Source organism: Gimesia maris (assembly GCF_008298035.1).
Classification (GTDB): Bacteria; Planctomycetota; Planctomycetia; order Planctomycetales; family Planctomycetaceae; genus Gimesia; species Gimesia maris.
In genome coordinates this window covers 4,861,198-4,882,402 of record NZ_CP042910.1, presented here as the reverse complement: position 1 = coordinate 4,882,402, position 21,205 = coordinate 4,861,198, and the positions used below count along the sequence as shown (strand labels likewise).

Below are 21,205 nucleotides of genomic sequence, written 5' to 3'. Positions count from 1 at the left end.
TGAATCGTCCGGATTCACAGCAGCCGGTCAACGGTCCCATGTTTTGAGCTGACCCACCAGTTCCAGCATTTCGTTTCTGCGTTTCTCAAACATCCCGAACAGAGTCAGGATGCAGATCCCCAGGCTGATTCCAAACGCCCACCACGGCCAGACATGACCCAGCGACTGGGAAGCATGCCAGATCATACTCACTATCGAGAGCACCAGAAATGACGATCCGGCATAGAGGAAGGCGCGTACCCGGAACATCATTCCGGCGAAGACACCCAGCACTGACAGGCTGCAGAGGATCACGGGTGGCCACAGGCTGTTCGCGACGCCCGCGATAAACATGTCTCCCGTCGAACTGATATAGATGGACATCGTGGCGAAATATCGGATGGCAGTCAGTTGTGCTGTGTTGAGTTTCTCTCGATTCAAGTGCGTGGCGATCAGCACGGAGAGGGCAGGGGGGATCAACCAGAGTTGAGGATGTTGCGTAAAGACCTGCCCCTGTTCCATCCAGAAGGCCCACAAGGCACCATTGCCGGCAAGTGCTGCCAGAGTTGTGTAGACGAACGATTTTCGCCATAAGCTCATCGTGACATACACGATTCCAATTAACAGCAGAACCATCGAATACTCGCCCACAATGGGTGACTGCTCATGAGAGGCAGCGTGAATCCAGAAGCTGAGTGCCGGGAGTAAGGGAAGGAAAGTTCCCGTTCGCTGTAGCGGTTCAGAGAGTACATTCAGGCCGATACGATCGAATAATTCACCGACTCCCGCGCCTGCGAAGGCAATGGCAATCACAATGTATGGCCAGTAAGGGAGCAGGTACCCGCGGAACAGTTCGGGCATGGTCAGGTAGATGTGCAGGAACAGCAGTGCCAGCACGATTTCGGCTGCATACACATACCACATCCGCCGTTTCAGGGATAATTGAAAGGGATCGTATTTGGGAATTGCTGCCATCAGGATCAGGGCGGCAGATAAAGAAACCAGCGTCAGAGAAACGACACCAATCCTGGCAGCGGAGAGTTGCAGAGGAATTCCAGCGATTCGAAATCCTGCTTCTGAGATCAGAATAGAGAAAAGCGAGAAACCCGCTGCTGACAAAAATGTGCGTGAACTTATACGAACGGCTTCCGACCAGTCGGCTGTGAGGGATCTCCATTTGACCTGGATGACAGTCAGAATCAGACTCAGCACGGAAACAACTTCCAGCAGACGAATCAAATGATCGAGCCAGTAAAAGTTGTTTTTTACCGGGAGCAAAACCCAGCCAGCATAGACAAAACCGATACCGGATGCCAACAGGGTTCGTTTCTTAAACGGCAGGGAATACTCACTGAGATCACTGAATGCATAAAAAGCAAATCCTGTAATCAAGGTTCCTGCCACCGACCACCACCGTAGACTTGATTCTTCAAAACTCAGTACACTGTGGAGCAGAGCCAGGATCGAATAAACGGCGAGGATTGTGATTGCGGAAGGCAACCAGCGGCTGGAATGCTGAATTTGCTTTGGCATTCTGAGGCTGTGAGTGAGCGGTATCACAGCGCCACGTAACCGCCACAGGATTCCAATCAGACAGGCATAACCGGAAACAGCCAGCCCCGAGTGTTGCGCCAGCAGACGAAGTTCTGTTTCGTTACTCAGGAAAGTACCGATATAACAGATGCCTATGAGAAAAAGTGCCTGCAGGCTGTAGCGACTTTTCGGATCCCAGAGTAAAGCGATTAATAGCAGTGTCACTGACAGTAAGGTGGCCCAGCCTGCAAGATCGCGAATGACGGGGACTTCTGATTGTAACAGAAATGATCGAGTGACTGTGATCAGGAGGGTGTAGAACAGGATCGTGAATGTCAGAATTCGCGAGATGATCTGCTGGAGGGCCGGCGATTCAACCGTTGTGATGTCCTTTTTGGCCCGTTGCATCTGATACAGATCAATTGTCAGCCAGCACCCGGATATGACGGCAGCCGTTGTGATCATCCATTTAACCAGATCAATTGCCTGTTGCGCAGAGACGGAATCGGTCTGTAGATTCCAGGTGGCAGTCACAAAAAAAAGTGTCCCCAGCAACGCAGATGCCAGCGATGCGTATTTCAGAAATTCTTTGCGAAGAGAAATGCCCAGCAGGAAATAAACCAGCGTTCCAAAGCCGGCGATGGTTGTTGCAGGCAGAGGTCTCAGCGCATCGTACCAGGCTCCTCGAAACGCGTACAGAAACAGCGTCACGACCAGAACCTGACTCCAGTAGAAATGCCGTCTGACGCTTGGCAGTGCTTCTGAGGGCTGATTATTCAATCGATGTTTCAACAGGAAACTGAATGTATGGAGGCTTCCTACCAGTATCAATCCCGCTTCCATCAGGAAATTGATTTTCCAGGCAGGCATTTCAGAGTGCTGGCGGAAAAGAATTGTTGCGAATCCAATCGAGGCACAACCGAGAAATGTCATGCCGTTAGTCAACAGGCTGCTGGTGAAGCGTCGCGAAAACCACCAGAGGAACCCGGTTGCCAGACCGAGTGACACCAGCACGGTTCGTGGAATCTGAGGAAAGAATTTTTCCCAATCCTGTAGAGGGTTTGACAGATTCATCAAAAATGGGAGCAGGTAAGGTCCGGCAATCAGGCAGAGCATGGTAACAGCATGTACGCGAATCAGAGGCCAGTTAACAGGTGTCAGTGTGAGAGGTGTTTTCAATTCCGGGCTGATTTTCGGTAGCAGCTTCAGCCAGCAGAGACCATACAGTGAAGATGCGAGACCCGTTAAGATGGATGTTCGAAGCCAGGAAGCCGCTCCAAAGGAGGAGATGGGTTCGGTGAAGCTCATGATCGTTCCCGTGATGACAACCAATGCCAGGAAGTGAGAACCCATCAACATCCAGCCTGCTGATCGAAAATGAATCGCATAGCAGACCACCGATACCAGCAGGAGTATGAGAGGCATACAGAATGTCAGCATGGGTATGACGCGATCTGATATAGAAACAAGCTGCGGATCATGGGAAAAATCCAACCAGTAACCATTGATCTGAAAGATGGTGATTACGGATAGTGGCAAAGTGACCCCCAGCACGCTCAGATTACGCCAGGTTGTTTTATCCGCCAGCAGTCGAGGCAAATATCGCAATCGAATTTCTTTAACTTTCAGATGATTCAGAAGCGATTCCGATTTGATGATCAGCAGCATCATTGCCAGCGAGTACAGACTTAAACCCCACCGCAAAATATCTGCTGCACAATTCTGTTCTATAAAATATCCGGCGATCAGGAAAGGAACCAGATAGGAGATAAACAGGACCCCCAGCGCCGTTCCTGATTGAAAGCGACTGTTAAGATAAGGCAGGCAGGCCACGATCAGCAAACTGAGGCAGAGCCAGCTCCAGTAACTGAAGGCTTCGGAGGCAAATTTAAGCTGAAAGCTGAAGAGAGGCAGATACTGATCGAAGCCACTTATGTTGGAGACAATAATCAGCAGTAGCAATGCCATAATCAATCCGGGTAGCGAGTGCAGTCGCTTTGGTTTTGGACTGGTCAGGACAATACCGACTAATACCATAATGTATATGAAGAAAACTGCCAGAAAGGGAATGGCAAGACGGTGAATCGCTGCAATCGCGTAGGAATCCTTCAACTGAGTTAGAATTGCCGGGTACAGGGCGGCGCAAAGGACGAAGCCTGTTGCCATGATCGATCCAGCCAGCAAGGCCGGTTGTAGATTCCTGCGAGCGCTGCGCGAGAGAGCTCCCAGCATATTCCGAGAATACTTTTTCGAATGGATGACTGACCCTACCAGAATCCAGATTATGACAGCCAGGATGTGAATCAGCCAGAAACGGGGGTGTTCAAAACCATCGCCTTCCCAGAGGCGGTATCGCATACCGATGGCTGTTGCAGAATACAGACTGCCGGCTGTTCCTGCGAACTGCGAACACAGAAACCAGCGATCGGATTTTAAAATCAACGCTATGGAGATCCAGATCAGCATCAGCCAGAACGAATAAAATGCGTGCATTTCTGCAGACAGGTTTTGTAACAGCACGTAGGGTATCATGAGCAGCGATGTGCATACTGATCCAGCAATCATCGGTCTGGTAAAGTGATTCGACTTCACTGGAATCAGCGACCAGGCGGGTTGAGTGGGGTTTCTGTTCCGACACCAGTAATGCAGTCCAATCAGAAACAGCAGTCCTGTCGTAGCATGGATGAAACATCCCCAGACAAAAGGCGCGTCAGGAAACAGTTTCAAATGGGAGAGTCCATCCCGAATCGAGAGATTCAGGCAGAGTGCATGTTGGAGTGTCAGAAAGCCGAGGAACGATGCAATAGCGGAGAGAGACTTTCTTTGTACTCGCCAGTTGGCCAGAAGACAGAATATCGTATTCATCAGCAACGCGAGCGTGGTCCAGTTTAAATCAGTCTGAGTAATAAAACCGGCATACGCTGCGATCAAAGTTGAGAGGATTGAAAAACATCCCGCGGTGTACAGGAAGTAGCGGGCGTCTTCCTGTTTTCCTGTTCGATTTAAAAATAATGCACCTGCAGTGGTCAGAATAGTAAAGATCGCAAGCACGATCGAACTGCGTCCCAGCAGCAGTGCTTCGATGAGTGCTGTCTGTGAGGTGCCCTCCCAGGTGATCGTACCGGTGAGAAGATGAAAGCCCAGCAGGCCGGCAATGGCTGCAGAAATCAATGCTGGGATCTGACAGAGAGCAAACCGTCCCTGGATAGCGAGGCTCGACAGACTGATGCAATTGACAATCCCCAGGACAATCAGAATGTCAACGCGTGGCCAGGCGATCGCAAAATTGATCAAGATCATTAAAGCGGAAAAGATGGCGATGGAAGAACCCGTCAACGCCCAGTGGGGAGTAGCATCTCCATTCTTCCGGTGATGCAGGACCAGTCCCAGGCCCAACAGTAGAATTTCCATCAGGCTGAATAAAGGAGTCAGGCAGGAAAACGTTTCGAGGCGGTTCGTTGTGTTCCAGATCAGCAACCAGCAGGGGGCCAGTACAGCGAAGACGGACAGACCGCCGAGTGTGACCAGTTCCCGGGCTCGGGAATCTGTGACCTCCTTCCACTTCAACGTCTGCTTGAGGATCAGGGCCACGCCGACGATAAAACATCCTGCTGGCAGGATTGCCAGAAGGTTCGTCTGTAAAAAGGTAGGCTCACTGGATGCCACCCGGGAAATAATCAACTGTCCTGCTGATGTTCCCAGTACGATCCCCAGTAAGGGAAATCGACCAAAACTGACGAGGATACGACTGGCGGAACTGACCATCCAGCCAAACGCGGCAAATCCGATACTGATTGCCAGAATAAAGAGCGGGTCGGTTGCCGGTCGATGATCGGAGAGACGAATCCCGGCCAGGAAGTTAAGTGGAACGAGTAGCACGGTAATCAATAACAGGCCGCGACTCGTTGATTCCAGTTTCCAGCGTTTGAATGTATACAGACCCGCTCCATGGATAGCAGCTGTTGCCAACAGGAAGAGCAGAGCCGGCAGATAGGGGATCTGGTTTTTGAGTGTCGACCAGAGGCTCACGACCAGCCCGATAGCGCTGCCGACAATCAGCAGGCCACTGACCAGTTCTCCCCAGCGAATATTTTTATCTTCCATGAACGCGTTCAACAGAGAGCCAATCGCTCTTTTTTCTGTTGGTGGTTCGAGGCTCTTACTCTGCTGGGTTAGTTTCTGTGACGAGAGTGAGAAAATTTCCGGTTTGAGTTGAGTCGCAGAGTCTTCTAGAAAATCACTCTCATCCAGAAAGTCTGTGACTTCTTCAGCTGCGATTTCTGGTTCAACAGGAGTGGGGACTGGTGACTCGGTCCTGACTTTGGCCATGGGTTGAGTCGATTGAGGTGATGGTGCAGGTTCAGGACGCGTCGGCGAAATGAATTCTTCGGTCGTATAGTGGAGCAGTTTCTGAAATTCCTGCTCGGGAATCTTCCCTTCATAATACAGTCGTCGCAGATAACGTTGCGCAATCTGTCGATCCTCGTTGAAAGTGATTTCCAGAGGTGGTTGTACAGAGGGGGCGTGGGCAGATTCATCACTCAGGGATTTAAGGGTCGAAGAGGCTCGGAAAAGTGAAGCAATCAGTACCCAGATACCATGTCCTACCACGGTGATGATCATCAAGCCAATCAAAATGCTGAGGTAGAAGATACCAGCCATACTGCTGCTTTCTAAAGATGATGAGCGTCATGAGTAATCGTAGTGCTACATAATTAATCAGGCGTCCGAATTTCCAATATATCACTTTCTAACTTTATTTTAGTTCAAATTATATCAACATTATTTTACTAACTTCCAGAATGGCAACAGATTAGGTCTTTTTGACCTGCATCTGAGTCGTGATTTACTCCTGCTGAGATATTGTTCGGATATCTGTTAGGGGAGCTATGGCTCGCAATCGTGCTTTAAAAAACGGAAATTCGAGTGCCCTCTCTCAAAATGCGAGCCGGTTGTGGTTTCTCCTTCAGCTTTCCCCACCGACGCCTGGTAGAAGGGGTTAACCGAGTAATAGAATAAAATGAATCGAACCAGTGATTACGGGCAGTCATTGCGTTCAGTTCAGGCAGATCCCAATGAGAAAGAATCGTTTTCCAGAGATTGACTCGCTGAGAATAGCGATAGTGAATCGGATCAAAACCATACCAATCTCTGGGGGCAGTTACGACCGAAATTTTGTCCTGATCCGCGAGCTTGATCAGGCTCTGGTTTAAATCTCTGACTTTGATTTTGAGGTCTGCCAGAGTAGCCGGGTTACTGGGAAAGAAGAGTCGTCGCGTCAGTTCAAACCTCCAGGATGAGAGCTGCGCGAGACTGGCCTCCGGAAGCAGGGTGATTGTGATCTGTGCCTGATGTTCCTTAAGCTGTTTTATACAGTGTTCGACCCAGCCCAGAATGGTATCAGTAGATTGACCATAGATCAGGTCGTTGCCGATGTCAGTTAACAATGCCCGAGGAGTGGACTTCTCTGTCAGCGCGGTGGGGAATGCGTCCCAGAGTTGACAGCGGGTTATTCCAGGCAAGGCCCGATAGAGGACACGACTCCAGTTGCCATAGGATCTTCCGTGTCCCATTGCCGTGTAGATATCCAGTGGGGATTTCAGGGAGGATTGCAGCAATCGCAGGATCAGCGGGAAGTCACGAGTCAGATTACTTGCCCCGAGTAAAATGATCGGGGGACTGGTATGAGAGATCTCTCCCGGTGCAGCAGTCATCGTTGCATGGTACCTGTAGTGTATTTGGATTCTATGTATTCAGGATCAGGCTGATATTTTAATACATTCTGTTTATTCGAATAGACTGATTGTTATTATGATGAGTTGGACCAGGCCCATGGACGGAAACTGAGAGAGATTCCGGTCCAAATAAAAAAGCGACACTGCATCAACAGTGTCGCTTCGGGTAAATCAATTTTTAGGAAACCGGTGAAGAAATTATTCTTCGTCTGCTTCTTCAGTTTCTTCCTCTTCTGCAGCAGAAGCCGAGAAGCTGGAGCAGACCGAACGTGCCACGGCAGAGATTTTATTTTCTTCTTGTGGTTTCATTTTAACATCGGTGTATTCTGCTTTTTCCAGAATGACGTCAACTGCTTTTCGTTCACGCAGCTGTGCTTCCAGGTTTTCGATCATTCCAGATTTGACCATGCGGGCCCGAATCCGGCGTGGGCTTTCACCCTGCTGCATTGCCATGTAGTAAATTTCCATGTCAATTTCAGAAGGTTGTACTTCGAGGTTTTCTGTGGTCGCGATTTTGTCGAGTACAAAATGTTCCTTCAGAGCCTGACGCGTAGTCGAAATGGCTTTTTGACGTAATTCATTTTCGCGAGCCTGAATATCCTGGCGGGAGAATCCAGCCTGTTGCATTTCCAGAATTTCACGACGCAGTGCGTTCTCAACCTGCTTGGAGACGAGTGTTTCCGGCAGATCCCAGTCGGCAGATTCTGTGATCTTGTCCAGAACCTGAGAACGGGTAGACTGACGTTGTTCGTAAGTCAGCTGGCGTTCCAGGATATTCTTGACTTCTTCCCGGAGTTCTTCTTCAGATTCGGCACCGATCCGTTCCAGCAGTTCTTCGTTGATTTCTGGAGTTTGAATAAACTTGACGCTTTTGACGGTAAACAGGGCTTTGACTTTTTCGCCCCGCATCTCGATCTGATCTGCTTCGCCGGAAACTTCCACTTCGGTTTCGCGGGTGTCACCAGTTTTGACGCCAGTCATCAGTTCACCAAAGTTAGTGATTTCGGCATCATGCAAACGCAATACAGGACGCAGGGGAACAACCAGTTCGGCGATTTCGCTGAGGTGTTTGCCATCGTGTTCGAATTTGATGGAAAGCTCCAGGTAGTCCTCTTTTTCAGCGGCGCCTTTGCGCTCTTCCATTTCGCCGTACTGGCCGAGGAAGCGAGTCAGGTATTCGTCAACGTCTTTATCTGCGATCTCACGTGCAGGACGTTCCAGTTTCAAACCTTTGTATTCAGGAAGTTTGAAATCAGGGCGAACTTCCACTTCGAATTCGAAAGTGAATTCGCCGTCTTCCGGAATTTCCAGGCTTTCAATATCAATTGTAGGTTCGTTGATCGGGTCAAGATCATTATCTTCCGCGATCAATTCCAGGCTTTCCATTAAGACCCGTTGTTTTACCTGGTCAGAAAGTTCCTGACGGAAGCGTTTTTCAATCAGCTTGGTTGGCACATGTCCTACACGGAAACCGGGGACTGTTGCCTGGCCACCAAGCTCGGAGACAGACTCTGAGTAATAATGGTCAATATCAGCGCGAGGAACCGTTACGGTTACATGTTTTTTACAGGGACCTACCTCATCGATTTTGGCGGTCACGGACATCTTGTACTCGCCATCCGCTGAGACGGTTTCTTCTGTTGTTGCGAGTTCGTCAGACACGGTCCAATCCTTTTCTTTTACTTGTGTGTTGGAAACAGCAATGGGGCATTACCTAAAAACGGCACTCAATCTGAGGGTGGCAGCAGCCAGCTGCGACGTTGCGTATTGGGTGATACTACTTAAAGTATGAAAAGCCCCGCATTCAAATAAGATGGGGGCTCGGTTTCTGTCCCTGAGATTCTGCATGCGAAAAAAAAGAGCGGGTGAAGGGATTTGAACCCTCGACAGCCACGTTGGCAACGTGGTGCTCTACCACTGAGCTACACCCGCGAGTCGGCCTGTACCTGACCTTTAGTGAATATGTCACCGTTGGTAGTGGTACTTGCTTCCTGTGCCTCAGATTATGTCTTGTTATCCGCTGAGGTCAAGAGTACGAGCGGAAGTAAATCGTGGATATCAGACACTTTTTTGATTTTTTGCAGTGAAACTACACTCTCCACGGTCCATTACAATCAGACTCTGACAATTGAATTAATTATACCGACTCCTCTCAGGGTGAACTGAGGACAATTGGGACCTGTGTTGCCGATTTCCCACGTGTTGCTTTCAGGCATCTTTGCGCTAAGTAATTAAATATTAACCGGTTACGTGTGATTGACAGCCGGTTGCTCTCGGCGTGTTGCTTTTTCGCCTCAAGTGGCAGACATCCGTTTCAGAGCGGTACCAAAAATATCCTGCTGAGTCTGGTTTTTTTATCTCCCTTTACAGTAACCACTTACGATTCCAGTTCTGAACAGTTTGTTAAAAAAGATTTACGGTTGGGCCCCTTTGGTATTCAGCTTGCTTTACATCCCTTTATCAACTTTGAAACACAAACCACTCGATGCAAACCTTTCATACACTTTGGAGACCACCACGATGAAAAACATTATCAACCAACTGATCAACGACGAAGCCGGCTTCATTGTTTCTGCAGAACTCGTACTCATCTCCAGCATCGCCGTGCTGGCCATGATCGTCGGACTGTCTGAAGTCGCCAACAACGTCAACCAGGAACTGGAAGATGTCGGCAGTGCCTTCGCCAGTATCGATCAGTCTTACAAATTGAGCAACGCACATGGCCACAAAGCCTGCACCGATGGCAGCAGATTCAACGACTGCCCTGACTTCTGCTCCGGTCAGTGGGACGTGCAGTAATCCCCAGGCAGAACTCTTCAACTACCCGAAACGTGCTTTCTTTCCAACGACAGCCGCCTGCAGGGCCTCACCACCCCTGCAGGCTTCGAAACACCCGAAACAAAAATGAACCAATTCTCTTTCCGGAGTCCATCACCATGAAAACTACGCTGATCCGTTTAATGAACGACGAGGCCGGCTTTATTGTCTCGTCCGAGCTGGTCCTGATTTCCACCATCGCCGTGCTGGCTATGATTGTCGGGCTGAGTGAAGTCGCCCATGGCGTCAACCAGGAGCTGGAAGATGTCGGGAGTGCCTTCGGGCGGATTAACCAGAGCTACTACGTTGCGGGAGCTCACGGCCATAAAGCCTGCACGGACGGCAGCAGCTTCCATGACCAGGTTGACTTCTGCGATGGCGAGAACGATATCGTCTGCGACCGTTCACCACGTAAAGAAGGTAGCGGCTACTACAACTGATGGACGGCCTTGAATGGCTGATAAAAACGTCCGGCTTTCCGAGCAGGAAAGCAAGCTTGCATCGAGGCGGAGGTCTCCACCTCAGGCACTCTCATCGAACTGGTGAGAGTGCCTTTTTTTATGCGCTTATTTGGGAAAGAAATCTGCCAGGTTCACGACGGTTTCAGTACGTGCCGAATAATCCAGAGCATTCAGAACCCGTTGAGTGTTAATTCCCAGATCGGGCCATTGCTGCTCGAGGTGTCCCGAGCGAATGATCTTACAGAAATGATTGATCATGCAGGTTTCCTGCAATGGGTTTTCTGTTTCATACTTTGTGGAATTCCCCTGAGAATCCGTGATGCGAAATTGTGGCGTGGTATTTTCCCAGGGACGAGTGAAATCGTCGCAGACCAGGGATGCTTTTGTTCCGGCCAGTTCAAACCATTTACGCATACTGACATCAAATCCACAGTCAAAGGAAGCGATGCGATCTTTGCTGAACCACATGATTCCGGAGAAGTTAAGGTCTACATCATTGTAAGGCCTTGCAGTTCCAAAAACTTTTTGTGGCAGTTCATTGAATGCCCACAGGGCGGCTCCAATACAATACCAGCCCAGATCACCCAACGAGCCACCGCCGAGGTTTCGCTGTAATCGGAGATCATTTTCAGGGATTGTATCCCAGCAGAATGTGAACGCGGAGGTAAGGCGACGGTGTTCTCCGAGGGAATCACTGCGGATCAGATCCAGTATTTTTTTCGCTCGCGGATGATGATACCACATGACCCCATCCATCAGTTGCACTTCGTGTTCCAGGCAAACACGTCGCATTTCGCGCGCCTGATTTACATTCAGTGCCAGTGGCTTTTCACAAAGAACGTGCTTGCCGGCTTTTGCAGCACGGACAGTCCACTCGCCGTGAAGTGAAGGGGGGAGCGGGATGTAGACAGCGTCGATTTCGGGGTCATGCAGGAGAGCTTCATAGCTGCCAACACTGCGTTTAACCCGATGTTTCTTTGCCCATGCAGCTGCTTTCGCAGAATCGCGACTGGCGACACAGGTTAATTCAGCATTCTCTGCCTGATGAATGGCGACGCTGATTTTCTCTGCAATACGAGCCGTACCCAGGATTCCCCAGCGTACGGTCCGGTTTGAGTCTCTCATATAAATGTGTTCCAAAGCGGTATGAAAAAAGATTTATGAAAAAAAAATTGAAATCTTCAAATCAAATCGTTATTGTTGAGAGAGCGAGCAGCTTGTCTTTTCTAATATTCAATTCTTAGTTTCTTGTATTTTCTGCTCAATATCACAGACTTTTCAAGTTCTGTAAAGTGTTCGTCGTTCAGTTTACCCGTCAGTTTTTAAGTCGCGCTCATATCACTATTCAAATTCACCGGGCTTAATGAGGCAAACACGTTTCTTGTGTGCACGCCTTGAACATATGCGTTCTAAAAATGCGTTCGCATTGAACACTAATACCGAATCACCAGATGCGTGATGTGGTAGACAGGAGTTAAAAATGGTCAAACGAATACAGTTGCCAGTTGTTCTTGGAATGGTGTTATTGATGTGTAGTACATCCGTCGCGCCCGTCAATGGCACACCTAAAAAAGGTCCCATGACCATCTTGAGTCTCAAGAAGGATGCACCCCAGGTGGATCTGTTTGAGGGGATTGAAGACCATCAACTGGGAGCCCGCGTCTACCCCATGAGTGCTTACAGTTCCTCCGTTCTCATTTCCAATCTGACGAAGGAACCGCTTACCGTCAAAGTCCCTGCTGCCGTTTCTTCGGTACACATCTTGGCACAGGCGGGACCAAACCCGGGACTGTTGCAAACTTTGCAGGGAGGATCACAGACACAGGTGGGAGACAGCCAGGCGGTGGGGGGCAACCTGAATCCAGTCGGTAATAATCAGAATATCGATTTCAACGGCCTGTTTACAATTCCGCCTGAACAAACAGTGAAATTAAAACTCAGTTCAGTTTGTCTGGAACATGGTAAACCTTGTCCCTCCAGTCTCAAAACATATGAACTCCGGCCCATTGAATCTCAAGTAAAAGATAAAGCACTCGTGTTAGTGCTGCAGAAATTTAATCCGAAACGTGATGATCTGGAAATGGTGCAAGCCATCGCCTGGCATCTGAGTAGTCATCTGGGCTGGCAGGAACTCGCCAGTAAGAAGAAACATCAGATCGTCGGTGGTGGAGTTCCCTACTTTACTCCAGCGCAGCTGATTGCAGCGAAAAAAATAGTGGAGGTTGCCAGGATAGAATCGCATAAACTGGCAGCCCGGGAAAAGAATTCATTTCCGGAATCCAAAAAGGATTTAGATAAGAGTCCTGTATTGAGTCGTGTTCGCCAAGATCGACGCTAATAAAAACAGGGGACCTGGAACGTCCCCTGTCTGATCTCAATTCTGGTCAGAATAAAATATTAGCGTGAAAGTGGTTTAAACTGCAATCGATGCGGTGAGTCTGCATCTTTGCCCAGTTCTTCATGCCGTTTGGCTTCGTACATTTTGTAGTTGCCTTCAAACCAGCGAACCTGGCTGTCTCCCTCGAAAGCGATGATGTGTGTTGCCAGTCGATCCAGGAACCAGCGGTCGTGGCTGACAACCAGGGCACAGCCGGTATAATGCTCCAGGCCTTCTTCCAGGGATCGCAGCGTATCGACATCCAGATCGTTGGTTGGTTCGTCCAGTAACAGCAGGTTTCCACCGGATCGCAGAAGTTTAGCCATGTGGACCCGGTTGCGTTCTCCACCGGACAATTCACCAACCAGTTTCTGCTGATCGGGGCCTTTGAAGTTGAATCGACCAACATAGGTACGGGCATGAATGCTCGATTTTCCTACGACCAGATGTTCGTGCCCCTGAGAAATTTCTTCGTAGACAGTCTTCTTCGGATTCAAAGAATCGCGACTCTGATCGACATACGACAGCTCTACCGTTTCCCCTAACTCCAGGGTCCCGCTGTCAGGTTGTTCCTGTCCCATAATCATTTTAAACAGAGTTGTTTTGCCGGCCCCGTTCGGGCCAATCACTCCGACGATACCGCCGCGTGGTAATTCAAAATTGAAATTTTCAAACAAGAGTTTATCACCAAAACCTTTGGTCAGATTTTCAGCGACGAGTACGCGGCTGCCCAGAGGTCTGGAAATTGGAATTTGGATATCTGATGCATCGTCCCGATTCGCGTAATCTTCTGCGGCAAGTTCTTCATAGCGTTGAACGCGGGCTTTGTTCTTGGTTGCCTGGGCCTTGGGAGACATGCGGACCCATTCCAGTTCCCGCTTAAGGAATTTCTGCCGTTTTGATTCCTGTTTTTCTTCAACCGCGAGACGTGCCTGTTTTTGTTCGAGCCAGGATGAATAATTACCTTCAAAGGGGATGCCCCGTCCGCGTTCGAGCTCCAGAATCCAGCCAGCGACGTTATCCAGGAAGTAGCGATCGTGGGTAATTGCGACGACGGTACCCTGGAAGGTGTGCAGATAACGTTCGAGCCAGGCGACTGATTCCGCATCCAGATGGTTTGTCGGTTCGTCCAGCAGTAACAGATCCGGATTTTGCAGCAGGATTTTACACATGGCGACACGGCGTTGCTCACCACCAGAGAGAGTACCGATCACGGCATCACCGGGGGGCACCCGCATCGCATCCATGGCGATTTCGAGTGTACGGTCAAGTTCCCAGAGATTAGCTGCGTCAATCTGATCCTGCAGTGTTGCCTGCTCTTCGATCAGCTTTTCCATCTCTTCAGGACTGGGGTCTTCGCCGAACTTCATGTTGACTTCATTGTAACGATCCAGAATGGCCTGAGATTCAGCCACCGCTTCAGCGATACACTCTTCAACTGTCTGTTCCGGGTTTAAATCGGGTTCCTGTTTAAAGTAACCGATTTTGATTCCCTTGGCTGGACGGGCCTCGCCAGAGAAGGTGGTATCCTCTCCTGCCATGATTTTCAGCAGTGTACTTTTACCCGCACCATTCGTACCCAGGACACCAATTTTTGCACCCGGGAAAAAGGACAGCCAAATGTCTTTCAGAACCTCTTTCTGTTCAAAGACTTTGGTAACACCTTCCAGTTGCATAATGTATTGTTGAGCCATGACTTATTCTCTTGTCCTGCAGGACGGATAATCTGGATTAAAAAATGAGTATTGAACGCATCTGTGAGATATGCCGCATACCATAGCTGTACGGTCACTGCAAGTCACTCGAAACGGGGGACTACTCTCGTAAATAGTCAAAAAACCCGGTAAACGGCGCTGATTTTAATCATCCGGAAGCAGAATTCAAGGGCGCGCGGGGAGCGGCTTTTGTGAGGAAGCAGATTCCGGTTTTCGCTTTAAGATGATGAAATACCCATCGGTTTGATCAGGAAGCAACTCCCAACGTTCGGGGTGATCGTGGTATTCAGGGATCTGATCAGGAGTTTTAATTTCGCTATAGGGGTGTTGAGTATCGATAACAATATAATCTGTATCAACTGGAACACCTGACTGGTACTCATTCACCTTACGGAGATAGTTGCTGTAATCATATGAGCGGTCAAAATGGGTGAACCGGGGGTGAACAAAATCAGTGGAAGCGACGCGACTCCCAGGCGGGACCTGTGCCAGTACTTTCGGAAACTGTGCTGCGCGTTCACCGGGAACGTAAAGCCGTTTCCAATACCATGTCGAACCGGAATCCCAAAAGACGAGCCCCAGTGGGCTCAGGCTGAAGAAGAAAGCTGTTGCCAGCGACGAACTCCAGAGAAAGTGTACGGCGAAGTTCTGTCCAGAGGCAGGGATGATTTTAAATCTGGATTTGTGTTCTTCCAGCAGTTTTAGAATATTCCCCAGTGCAAAGGCGGTCGCCCAGCAGAGAATGGGGACAATTGGTGCATGAAAATGATGACGTGGATCATGAGCGATTTCATTCAGACAGAGCAGGCCAAACAGCGGCAACGCGACCAGAGTTCTACTGGGGGACAACACTGGCAGTAATCCCAGGGGGACCAGTAATGCCAGAAAATAAATCAATGTATCGGGTCGAATTAGTTCCCCCAGCAGCATTCCTGGATTAAAGAGAATATTTTTAACGACTTCGCCCAGCGTACTGCCAAAATTGCTGAAGTAGCCAACATAGTGTACCTGCTCGCCACTTCGAAACCAGGGGATCGCATATTTGACAACGAACAGCAGATAAAGGACCGCGAATACAGAGACACCAATTCCCGGTGCAACTGTACGAAATAAACTCCGTTTTGATTCTGTGGATAATTGCTTTCTCGCACACCATTGCTGCCAGGCGATCCAGAGTCCCAGCGGTCCCAGGATAATGGCGAAATCTTCTTTCGCGGTTAATGACAACAACAGGAGGATTGCTGCAGTCTTCCAGCGTTTCAGTTCCAGGCCTTCCAGCGCGAACAGAAGTACGGGAACGCCGAATGAAATTGGACGGAATGTTTTCAGGTCGATTGCTATGTCCAGAAACTGCAGAGGGAAATAACAGAGATAGGCAGCCACCATTGCTTTCCCTGCCGTGGTGGATTCAGTGTTTCTGACCGCCATGCGATACAGGGGAATTGCTCCTGCTGCCAGCGCAACAGTCTCGCACAGTTCCATCGTCAGGTGAGATGGCCAGATCAGATAGACTGGAAGCAGGAACAGATGAATGAACTGAATGTGTTCCCCCCAGAACAGCCCCTGATCCAGATAACTGCGAAATCCTTTCCCATGAGAAAAGTTCCAGAGGTGCTCTTCATACATGGCCGAGTCGCCGTGGGGTATCAGTAGCCCGTTGTATAATTGCCAGTTCATCCAGGTGAAAAGAATCGTAAAAATACCTATCATCAGCCAGGCGGTGCAGGGGATGGGAACCTTTGGTGAGACTTCTTGTTCAGCGACAGGATGATTGTGCTGTGATGGGATCAGCATACTCGCGAAAGTTGCCAGCCAGCCGGCGATGCTGATCGCAAACCAGAATTGCGATGTTGCCAGTACAATCGATTCGACGCTGCTCCAGCCCACAATGAAACATGTGATTCGCAATATTTCCCAGACGGCAGGCAGCAGCCACCAGCGAAATCCGCGGATGCCCCAGTCTGTTAAAACTGTTGAGAAGGGTTGACCATGTATCTTAGAGATCAGGAAAGCACCGATGATCCAGAAACCACAGGCAGCGGTTAATAGATAGAGCAGTAAAGGAAAGAAAGGAATGTAGGCGGTCTGACTGGCCGGGTCGATTTCACCGGACCAGACCTGAAGCAGAAACTGCCAGAGCGGGGCACTCACATACAGGGTCGCGATGTCTTGAGTCCCGAAGATCGTCTGTAAAGCCAGAGTCACAGAACCACTGCCGAGTAGAATACAGAGCAGGGCAAAGGTAAACTGTCGGCTATCGATAGATGATTTGGTGGCAGAACGCTGGTTCATGAATTTCGATCTGGATTCAGGTACATTGCAGAAAGTCGTGACAGGACGGCAGTTCAAATACCAGTTTTTTAGAGAAGCAGCCTGAAAAAAATCTGATTCGGGTGAAAAAAAACGGGGGCTTGCTACAATACTCTGCACAACCCCTCTCAATCAACATTCTAAATGGTTTTCATTCAGCAGGGAAGCATTACAGGTTAGACCATGAAACATTCTGATGAGTCGATTCGCGTTTACTGTGCAGGTCCGCTGTTCAATCGTAGTGAGCGTGAAGAAATGACGGCGATCGCCGACCAGTTAATGGAGTCTGGTTACACAGTCTATCTGCCTCACCGTGATGGCATGGAGTTTCGACTGATTCTGGATGTACTGGTAGAACGTAACTGGGATACACCGACGGCTGCCCAGTTTCTGCATGAAGCGATCTTTGCACTGGATGTTTACCAGCTGGTTATAGAGTGTGAGGCCATGGTCTGGAACCTGAATGGTCGTACTCCGGATGAAGGCGCGGTTTCTGAAGCAGCGATGGCCTGGGTGCTGGGCAAACCGTTGATTGCCTACCAGGATGACGTCCGCTCACTGATTCAGGGCCGAGTCAATCCGCTGCTGGTGGGGATGGTGGAATTTGAATCAGTCGATGAAATTGGTCTCATCCCTGATACACTTTCTGCAGCCATTAATAATCAGGGGATCACGTCTCCTGTTTCGACAGATCAGTTACCTCTTAAAGTTCAAAAGGCTGTCAAAGCGGGGCAGGTTTTGTGGAAAGCACTCTGTTCCGAAGGGGCACAGGAAAATAATGAAATGATTGCCTCTGTCGTCGAAGAACTCTTTGCTCCCAATGATCCCTCTACAATTCTTGCCTGATCTGTAAGATTAAGCGACCGGAAAACTATTAAATTCTTATGAACCATCCTTATGTAGAGATCCCGGAGTTATCGAGTCTGCAGTCAGGCAGCGGTCTGGTGAGAATTCCCTACCAGCAGGATGTGCCTTTTACAAAACGTGTGCGGGCGCTGGTCGATACAGCTGAATTTCGCAGACTGTCGCATATCACGCAGCTGGGTTTTACTGCCCTTGTTTATCCGGGGGCAACACACACGCGGTTCGAGCATGCACTGGGCGTATATCAGAATGCGCTGCAGTATCTCTGGCAGTTAGGCAAAGATCCGCGTTTCACTGCCACGATTGATGTGCATACGGCAGAAGTTCTGATCGCAGCGGCTTTGCTGCACGATCTGGGGCACTGGCCTTTTTGTCATCTGATTGAAGATATGTCGCTGGAAGGGATTCCACGACATGAATCATTTGCCAGAGAGTTTCTTTCAGATGGTCGTGAACTGGCAGAAATTCTGCGGACAGAATGGGAGATTGAACCGGCCGAAGTACTCGACATATTAGTACCCAGTTCAGACACTGCGGAAATGCGGCTGGTCCGCTCGATTCTCTCCGGGCCAATTGATATCGATAAAATGGATTATCTTGATCGGGACAGCCTGCACGCTGGTGTTCCCTATGGTCGAAATTTTGATAAAAACAGACTGATTCAGTCATTGATGGTTAATGCCGGCGGCGATGGCCTGGCGATTGGTTCCAAGGGAAAAACGGCGGCAGAACTGATGGTGTTTGCCCGCTATGTCATGTTCAGCGAAGTTTACTGGCATCATGCCGTTCGTTCCGCCAGTACCATGTTTGCGCGTGCCTTCTTTCATCTGTATCCGCATCTGGATCTTTCCAGTTATTTTCAATTGACGGAAGCCGACTCCATTTCTGTGCTACGTGCTCAGGCACGCGGAACGGAATGTGAGCGCCTGGTGGAAGGGATTTTCAGTACGAAGCGGCTGTTGTATAAACGCGTGGCTGAATTCAGTTATTATGAATCTTCCGAAGTTTTCAAACTGATTGCGCATCAGCCGGTTTCTTCCCTGGTTCGCTGGAGCGAAAGTCTGGCAAAACGGCTTTCACAGAGATTTCATCAACAGGTTGCCTCCACGGATATTCTGATTGATGCCCCCCCCACGCATCGCGAAGTTGAGTTCAATGTCGAAATATATTCCTCACGCGAAGCAAAATATCAACCGCTGCATGTCGTCTCACCGGTTGTAGATACACTGGCTCGTAAGCAGTTTGATGATTTTGTGAAACGGGTGCGGGTTTTTGCCCATCCCGACATTGCCCGGCTTTGCGTCCAAATGGATGATTTTGAAAGCATGTTAATTGAGTCAGTCACAGAATGATTTGCGTGCGATAAAAAAAACGCTGTTTTTCATAAACTTGCTGTGATAGACTTATGGATATCAGAAGTTTTATCAGACGCTTTTTTTAAATGGCTGGTCTCGAACATGGTCCGAAATTATCAATGCAAAGCGAAAGTCTGTGCTGGTATTGCGGGATTTTCTCTGCTGTTCATCGCAGGATGCGGGGGAGACAGTGAACCGGTCAGGCAGTCACAACAGCCTCGCCAGGCTACCGACGCTTCTTCTAATATGCGGGCACCAACTTTAAAACCACCCAGTGTCAAACCGACTCCGAAAAGAAATGTAAATAAATCTCAGGCTGCGCCTGTGGGGAATCCGAACGATCAGTTCGAAGTAGTCGATTACGTACACAACTATGAAATTCAGAAATCGGATCCATCAGCTCAGTCAAAAGATGAATTTGTAGCGATGCTGCCGACGGGACCGGGAGTCAATTCTTCCAGTTTTTCTATTGTCAAAACCGGTACAGAGGCTGAACCCAATCAATCGGACCCTGCATTCAAATTGCCGGAAGGCTTTACGGTGATTAAAGAGGCCGGGTATTCACAATCGGGGCTTCCCAATCGAATTCGTTGTGACGGAGACTACAGTGAAATGGTGCTGGTGCCTGCAGGTGTTTCCGTTCAGGGAGTCGTTGCGGGAGATGCGAATGCAAAGCCTCAGTTTTCCGTTTATCAGGATGCCTTTTATATTGACGTGCATGAAGTAACGCTGGAACAGTATCGTCGCTGGCGTTCAGAAATGATTGCAAAGAAAGGAAAGGTCCCCGAGCCTGCAGGCAATGATTCTCAACCCGCGAATTTGCCGGCGATGGGAGTTTCTTATACGGACGCGCTCAATTATTCACGAACGATGGGTAAACAGCTTCCCCGTGAGACCCAATGGGAAAAAGCTGCGCGGGGGGAACTGGGTTTTTCCTACCCCTGGGGGAGTGGCAGGCCTCTCTGGCAGGTGACTCGTCATCCGGGACAAATTGATCCGGTGGCAACGTTTCCCGGCGATCGCAGTCCCTACGGAGTTTATGACATGGCGGGAAATGCGCGCGAATGGTGCGATGACTGGTATTCGAAAAATGCGTATAAGGCAGCATTGGCTCTGTCGGATGCAGGTGTCGTTCGTGACTGGCAGGGACCACGGCGAGCCGTCGAACCCAGTATGCGAGTTGTACGCGGGGGCCAGAGTTCCTGGGAAGTCTGGAAGAGAGCGGGAGAGAATATGCGAACCCCACCTGCCGATGTCGGTTTTCGCTGTGTGCTTAATCTCAAGTCCGCTACAGCAGGAACAGAACAAACAAAAACAGACAGCGCTTTCTGAGCAGTGGTCTGTGTTGTTTTTTTGCAACATTGTTTGTTCCGAGTCTCCTGGTCCTGCAGGAATCGGTCTCTTTCCCTGAAAAAAACGCTGGATCTCCTCAAACAGCTTAAATAAAAGCTTCAATGCGGGATAGATCGCGAATTCAGGTCTTGTCACAGGGTAGACCCAATTAGTATAACAGGGCTAATGATTAGCGTGGCTAATGAATTCGAATTCTCGAATTACAGGGAGAAACTGATGCTGCAATATGACTTTGAAGAAAGTGTCGGTTACTGGATCACCATGACCTCTCACTTTTATCAGGATGCATTGAATCAGGAATTGCTTCCTTACGGGATCACGTTTCGTCAGTTTCAGGTCATTGGCTGGCTGGTTTATGAAGGGCCTCTCTCGCAGGTTGAGCTGGCTGACCGGATGATGATCGAGCCTCCCACACTGGTACGCATTCTGGACCGAATGGAACGCGATCAATGGATCACGCGCGAGAATGATCCCCAGGACCGCCGTCGTAAAGTGATCACTGTCTTACCGGAAGCCAAGCCGGTCTGGTCAAAGATGGTGGCCTGTCTTAAACGTCTCAGGAAGAAAGCAACCGAAGGCATGACTCCCGAACAGGTGCAGACATTAAAAGTGCTGTTGGCCCAGGTTCAGGAAAACCTGGGAGCCAATGTCCCGGAACTTGAAAGTTCCTGAACCACCAAAATTCTTCCTTCAGGCAGATTCAACA

Annotated in this window: 13 protein-coding genes and 1 tRNA gene; 7 read left to right on the top strand and 7 right to left on the bottom strand. The window is 49.4% G+C overall.

Annotated features, from left to right (window positions below):
* Positions 1-27 precede the first annotated feature (27 nt).
* The 4 genes from GmarT_RS17850 to GmarT_RS17835 form a co-directional block, all read right to left on the bottom strand.
* The gene (locus tag GmarT_RS17850) at positions 28-6,174 is read right to left on the bottom strand and encodes a hypothetical protein (protein ID WP_002645562.1); all 6,147 of its coding nucleotides are present in this window, start codon (positions 6,172-6,174) and stop codon (positions 28-30) included.
* A 245-nt stretch (positions 6,175-6,419) separates the two neighbouring features.
* Positions 6,420-7,226, bottom strand: coding sequence for an SGNH/GDSL hydrolase family protein (locus GmarT_RS17845; RefSeq protein WP_002645563.1), 807 nt, complete (start codon positions 7,224-7,226; stop codon positions 6,420-6,422).
* 219 nt (positions 7,227-7,445) lie between these two features.
* Positions 7,446-8,909, bottom strand: coding sequence for a trigger factor (gene tig, locus GmarT_RS17840; RefSeq protein WP_002645564.1), 1,464 nt, complete (start codon positions 8,907-8,909; stop codon positions 7,446-7,448).
* Positions 8,910-9,107: 198 nt separating this feature from the next.
* Positions 9,108-9,179 (bottom strand) — tRNA-Gly (locus GmarT_RS17835).
* A 588-nt stretch (positions 9,180-9,767) separates the two neighbouring features.
* On the opposite strand from GmarT_RS17835, the gene GmarT_RS17830 reads away from it, so the two are divergent.
* Positions 9,768-10,046 carry a Flp family type IVb pilin gene (locus GmarT_RS17830; RefSeq protein WP_002645565.1) on the top strand — a complete coding sequence of 93 codons (279 nt, stop codon included), beginning with the start codon at positions 9,768-9,770 and terminating at the stop codon, positions 10,044-10,046.
* 137 nt (positions 10,047-10,183) lie between these two features.
* Positions 10,184-10,504: a hypothetical protein gene (locus GmarT_RS17825; RefSeq protein WP_002645566.1), complete on the top strand. Its 321-nt coding sequence runs from the start codon at positions 10,184-10,186 to the stop codon at positions 10,502-10,504.
* 126 nt (positions 10,505-10,630) lie between these two features.
* Here the strand turns inward: GmarT_RS17825 and GmarT_RS17820 are convergent, their stop codons facing one another.
* A complete protein-coding gene (locus tag GmarT_RS17820) occupies positions 10,631-11,650 on the bottom strand; it encodes a Gfo/Idh/MocA family protein (protein WP_002645567.1) in 1,020 nt (339 codons plus the stop codon).
* Between the two features lie 355 nt (positions 11,651-12,005).
* Between GmarT_RS17820 and GmarT_RS17815 the strand changes: the two genes are divergently transcribed.
* Positions 12,006-12,863: a hypothetical protein gene (locus GmarT_RS17815; RefSeq protein WP_002645568.1), complete on the top strand. Its 858-nt coding sequence runs from the start codon at positions 12,006-12,008 to the stop codon at positions 12,861-12,863.
* Positions 12,864-12,922: 59 nt separating this feature from the next.
* Here GmarT_RS17815 and ettA read toward each other — a convergent pair whose 3' ends face one another.
* Both ettA and GmarT_RS17805 read right to left on the bottom strand, forming a co-directional pair.
* Positions 12,923-14,596 (bottom strand): energy-dependent translational throttle protein EttA, encoded by a 1,674-nt coding sequence (gene ettA, locus GmarT_RS17810; RefSeq protein ID WP_002645569.1) that lies wholly within the window; start codon positions 14,594-14,596, stop codon positions 12,923-12,925.
* A gap of 186 nt (positions 14,597-14,782) precedes the next feature.
* Positions 14,783-16,909, bottom strand: a complete 2,127-nt coding sequence (locus tag GmarT_RS17805; protein ID WP_002645570.1) for a DUF2079 domain-containing protein — start codon at positions 16,907-16,909, stop codon at positions 14,783-14,785.
* 201 nt (positions 16,910-17,110) lie between these two features.
* Between GmarT_RS17805 and GmarT_RS17800 the strand changes: the two genes are divergently transcribed.
* The 4 genes from GmarT_RS17800 (at position 17,111) to GmarT_RS17785 (ending at position 21,171) form a co-directional block, all read left to right on the top strand.
* Positions 17,111-17,773 (top strand): nucleoside 2-deoxyribosyltransferase, encoded by a 663-nt coding sequence (locus tag GmarT_RS17800; RefSeq protein WP_002645572.1) that lies wholly within the window; start codon positions 17,111-17,113, stop codon positions 17,771-17,773.
* A 38-nt stretch (positions 17,774-17,811) separates the two neighbouring features.
* Positions 17,812-19,143, top strand: coding sequence for an HD domain-containing protein (locus tag GmarT_RS17795; RefSeq protein ID WP_002645573.1), 1,332 nt, complete (start codon positions 17,812-17,814; stop codon positions 19,141-19,143).
* Positions 19,144-19,248: 105 nt separating this feature from the next.
* The gene (locus GmarT_RS17790) at positions 19,249-20,478 is read left to right on the top strand and encodes a formylglycine-generating enzyme family protein (RefSeq protein WP_002645574.1); all 1,230 of its coding nucleotides are present in this window, start codon (positions 19,249-19,251) and stop codon (positions 20,476-20,478) included.
* A 237-nt stretch (positions 20,479-20,715) separates the two neighbouring features.
* Positions 20,716-21,171 carry a MarR family winged helix-turn-helix transcriptional regulator gene (locus tag GmarT_RS17785; RefSeq protein ID WP_002645575.1) on the top strand — a complete coding sequence of 152 codons (456 nt, stop codon included), beginning with the start codon at positions 20,716-20,718 and terminating at the stop codon, positions 21,169-21,171.
* Positions 21,172-21,205: the final 34 nt, after the last annotated feature.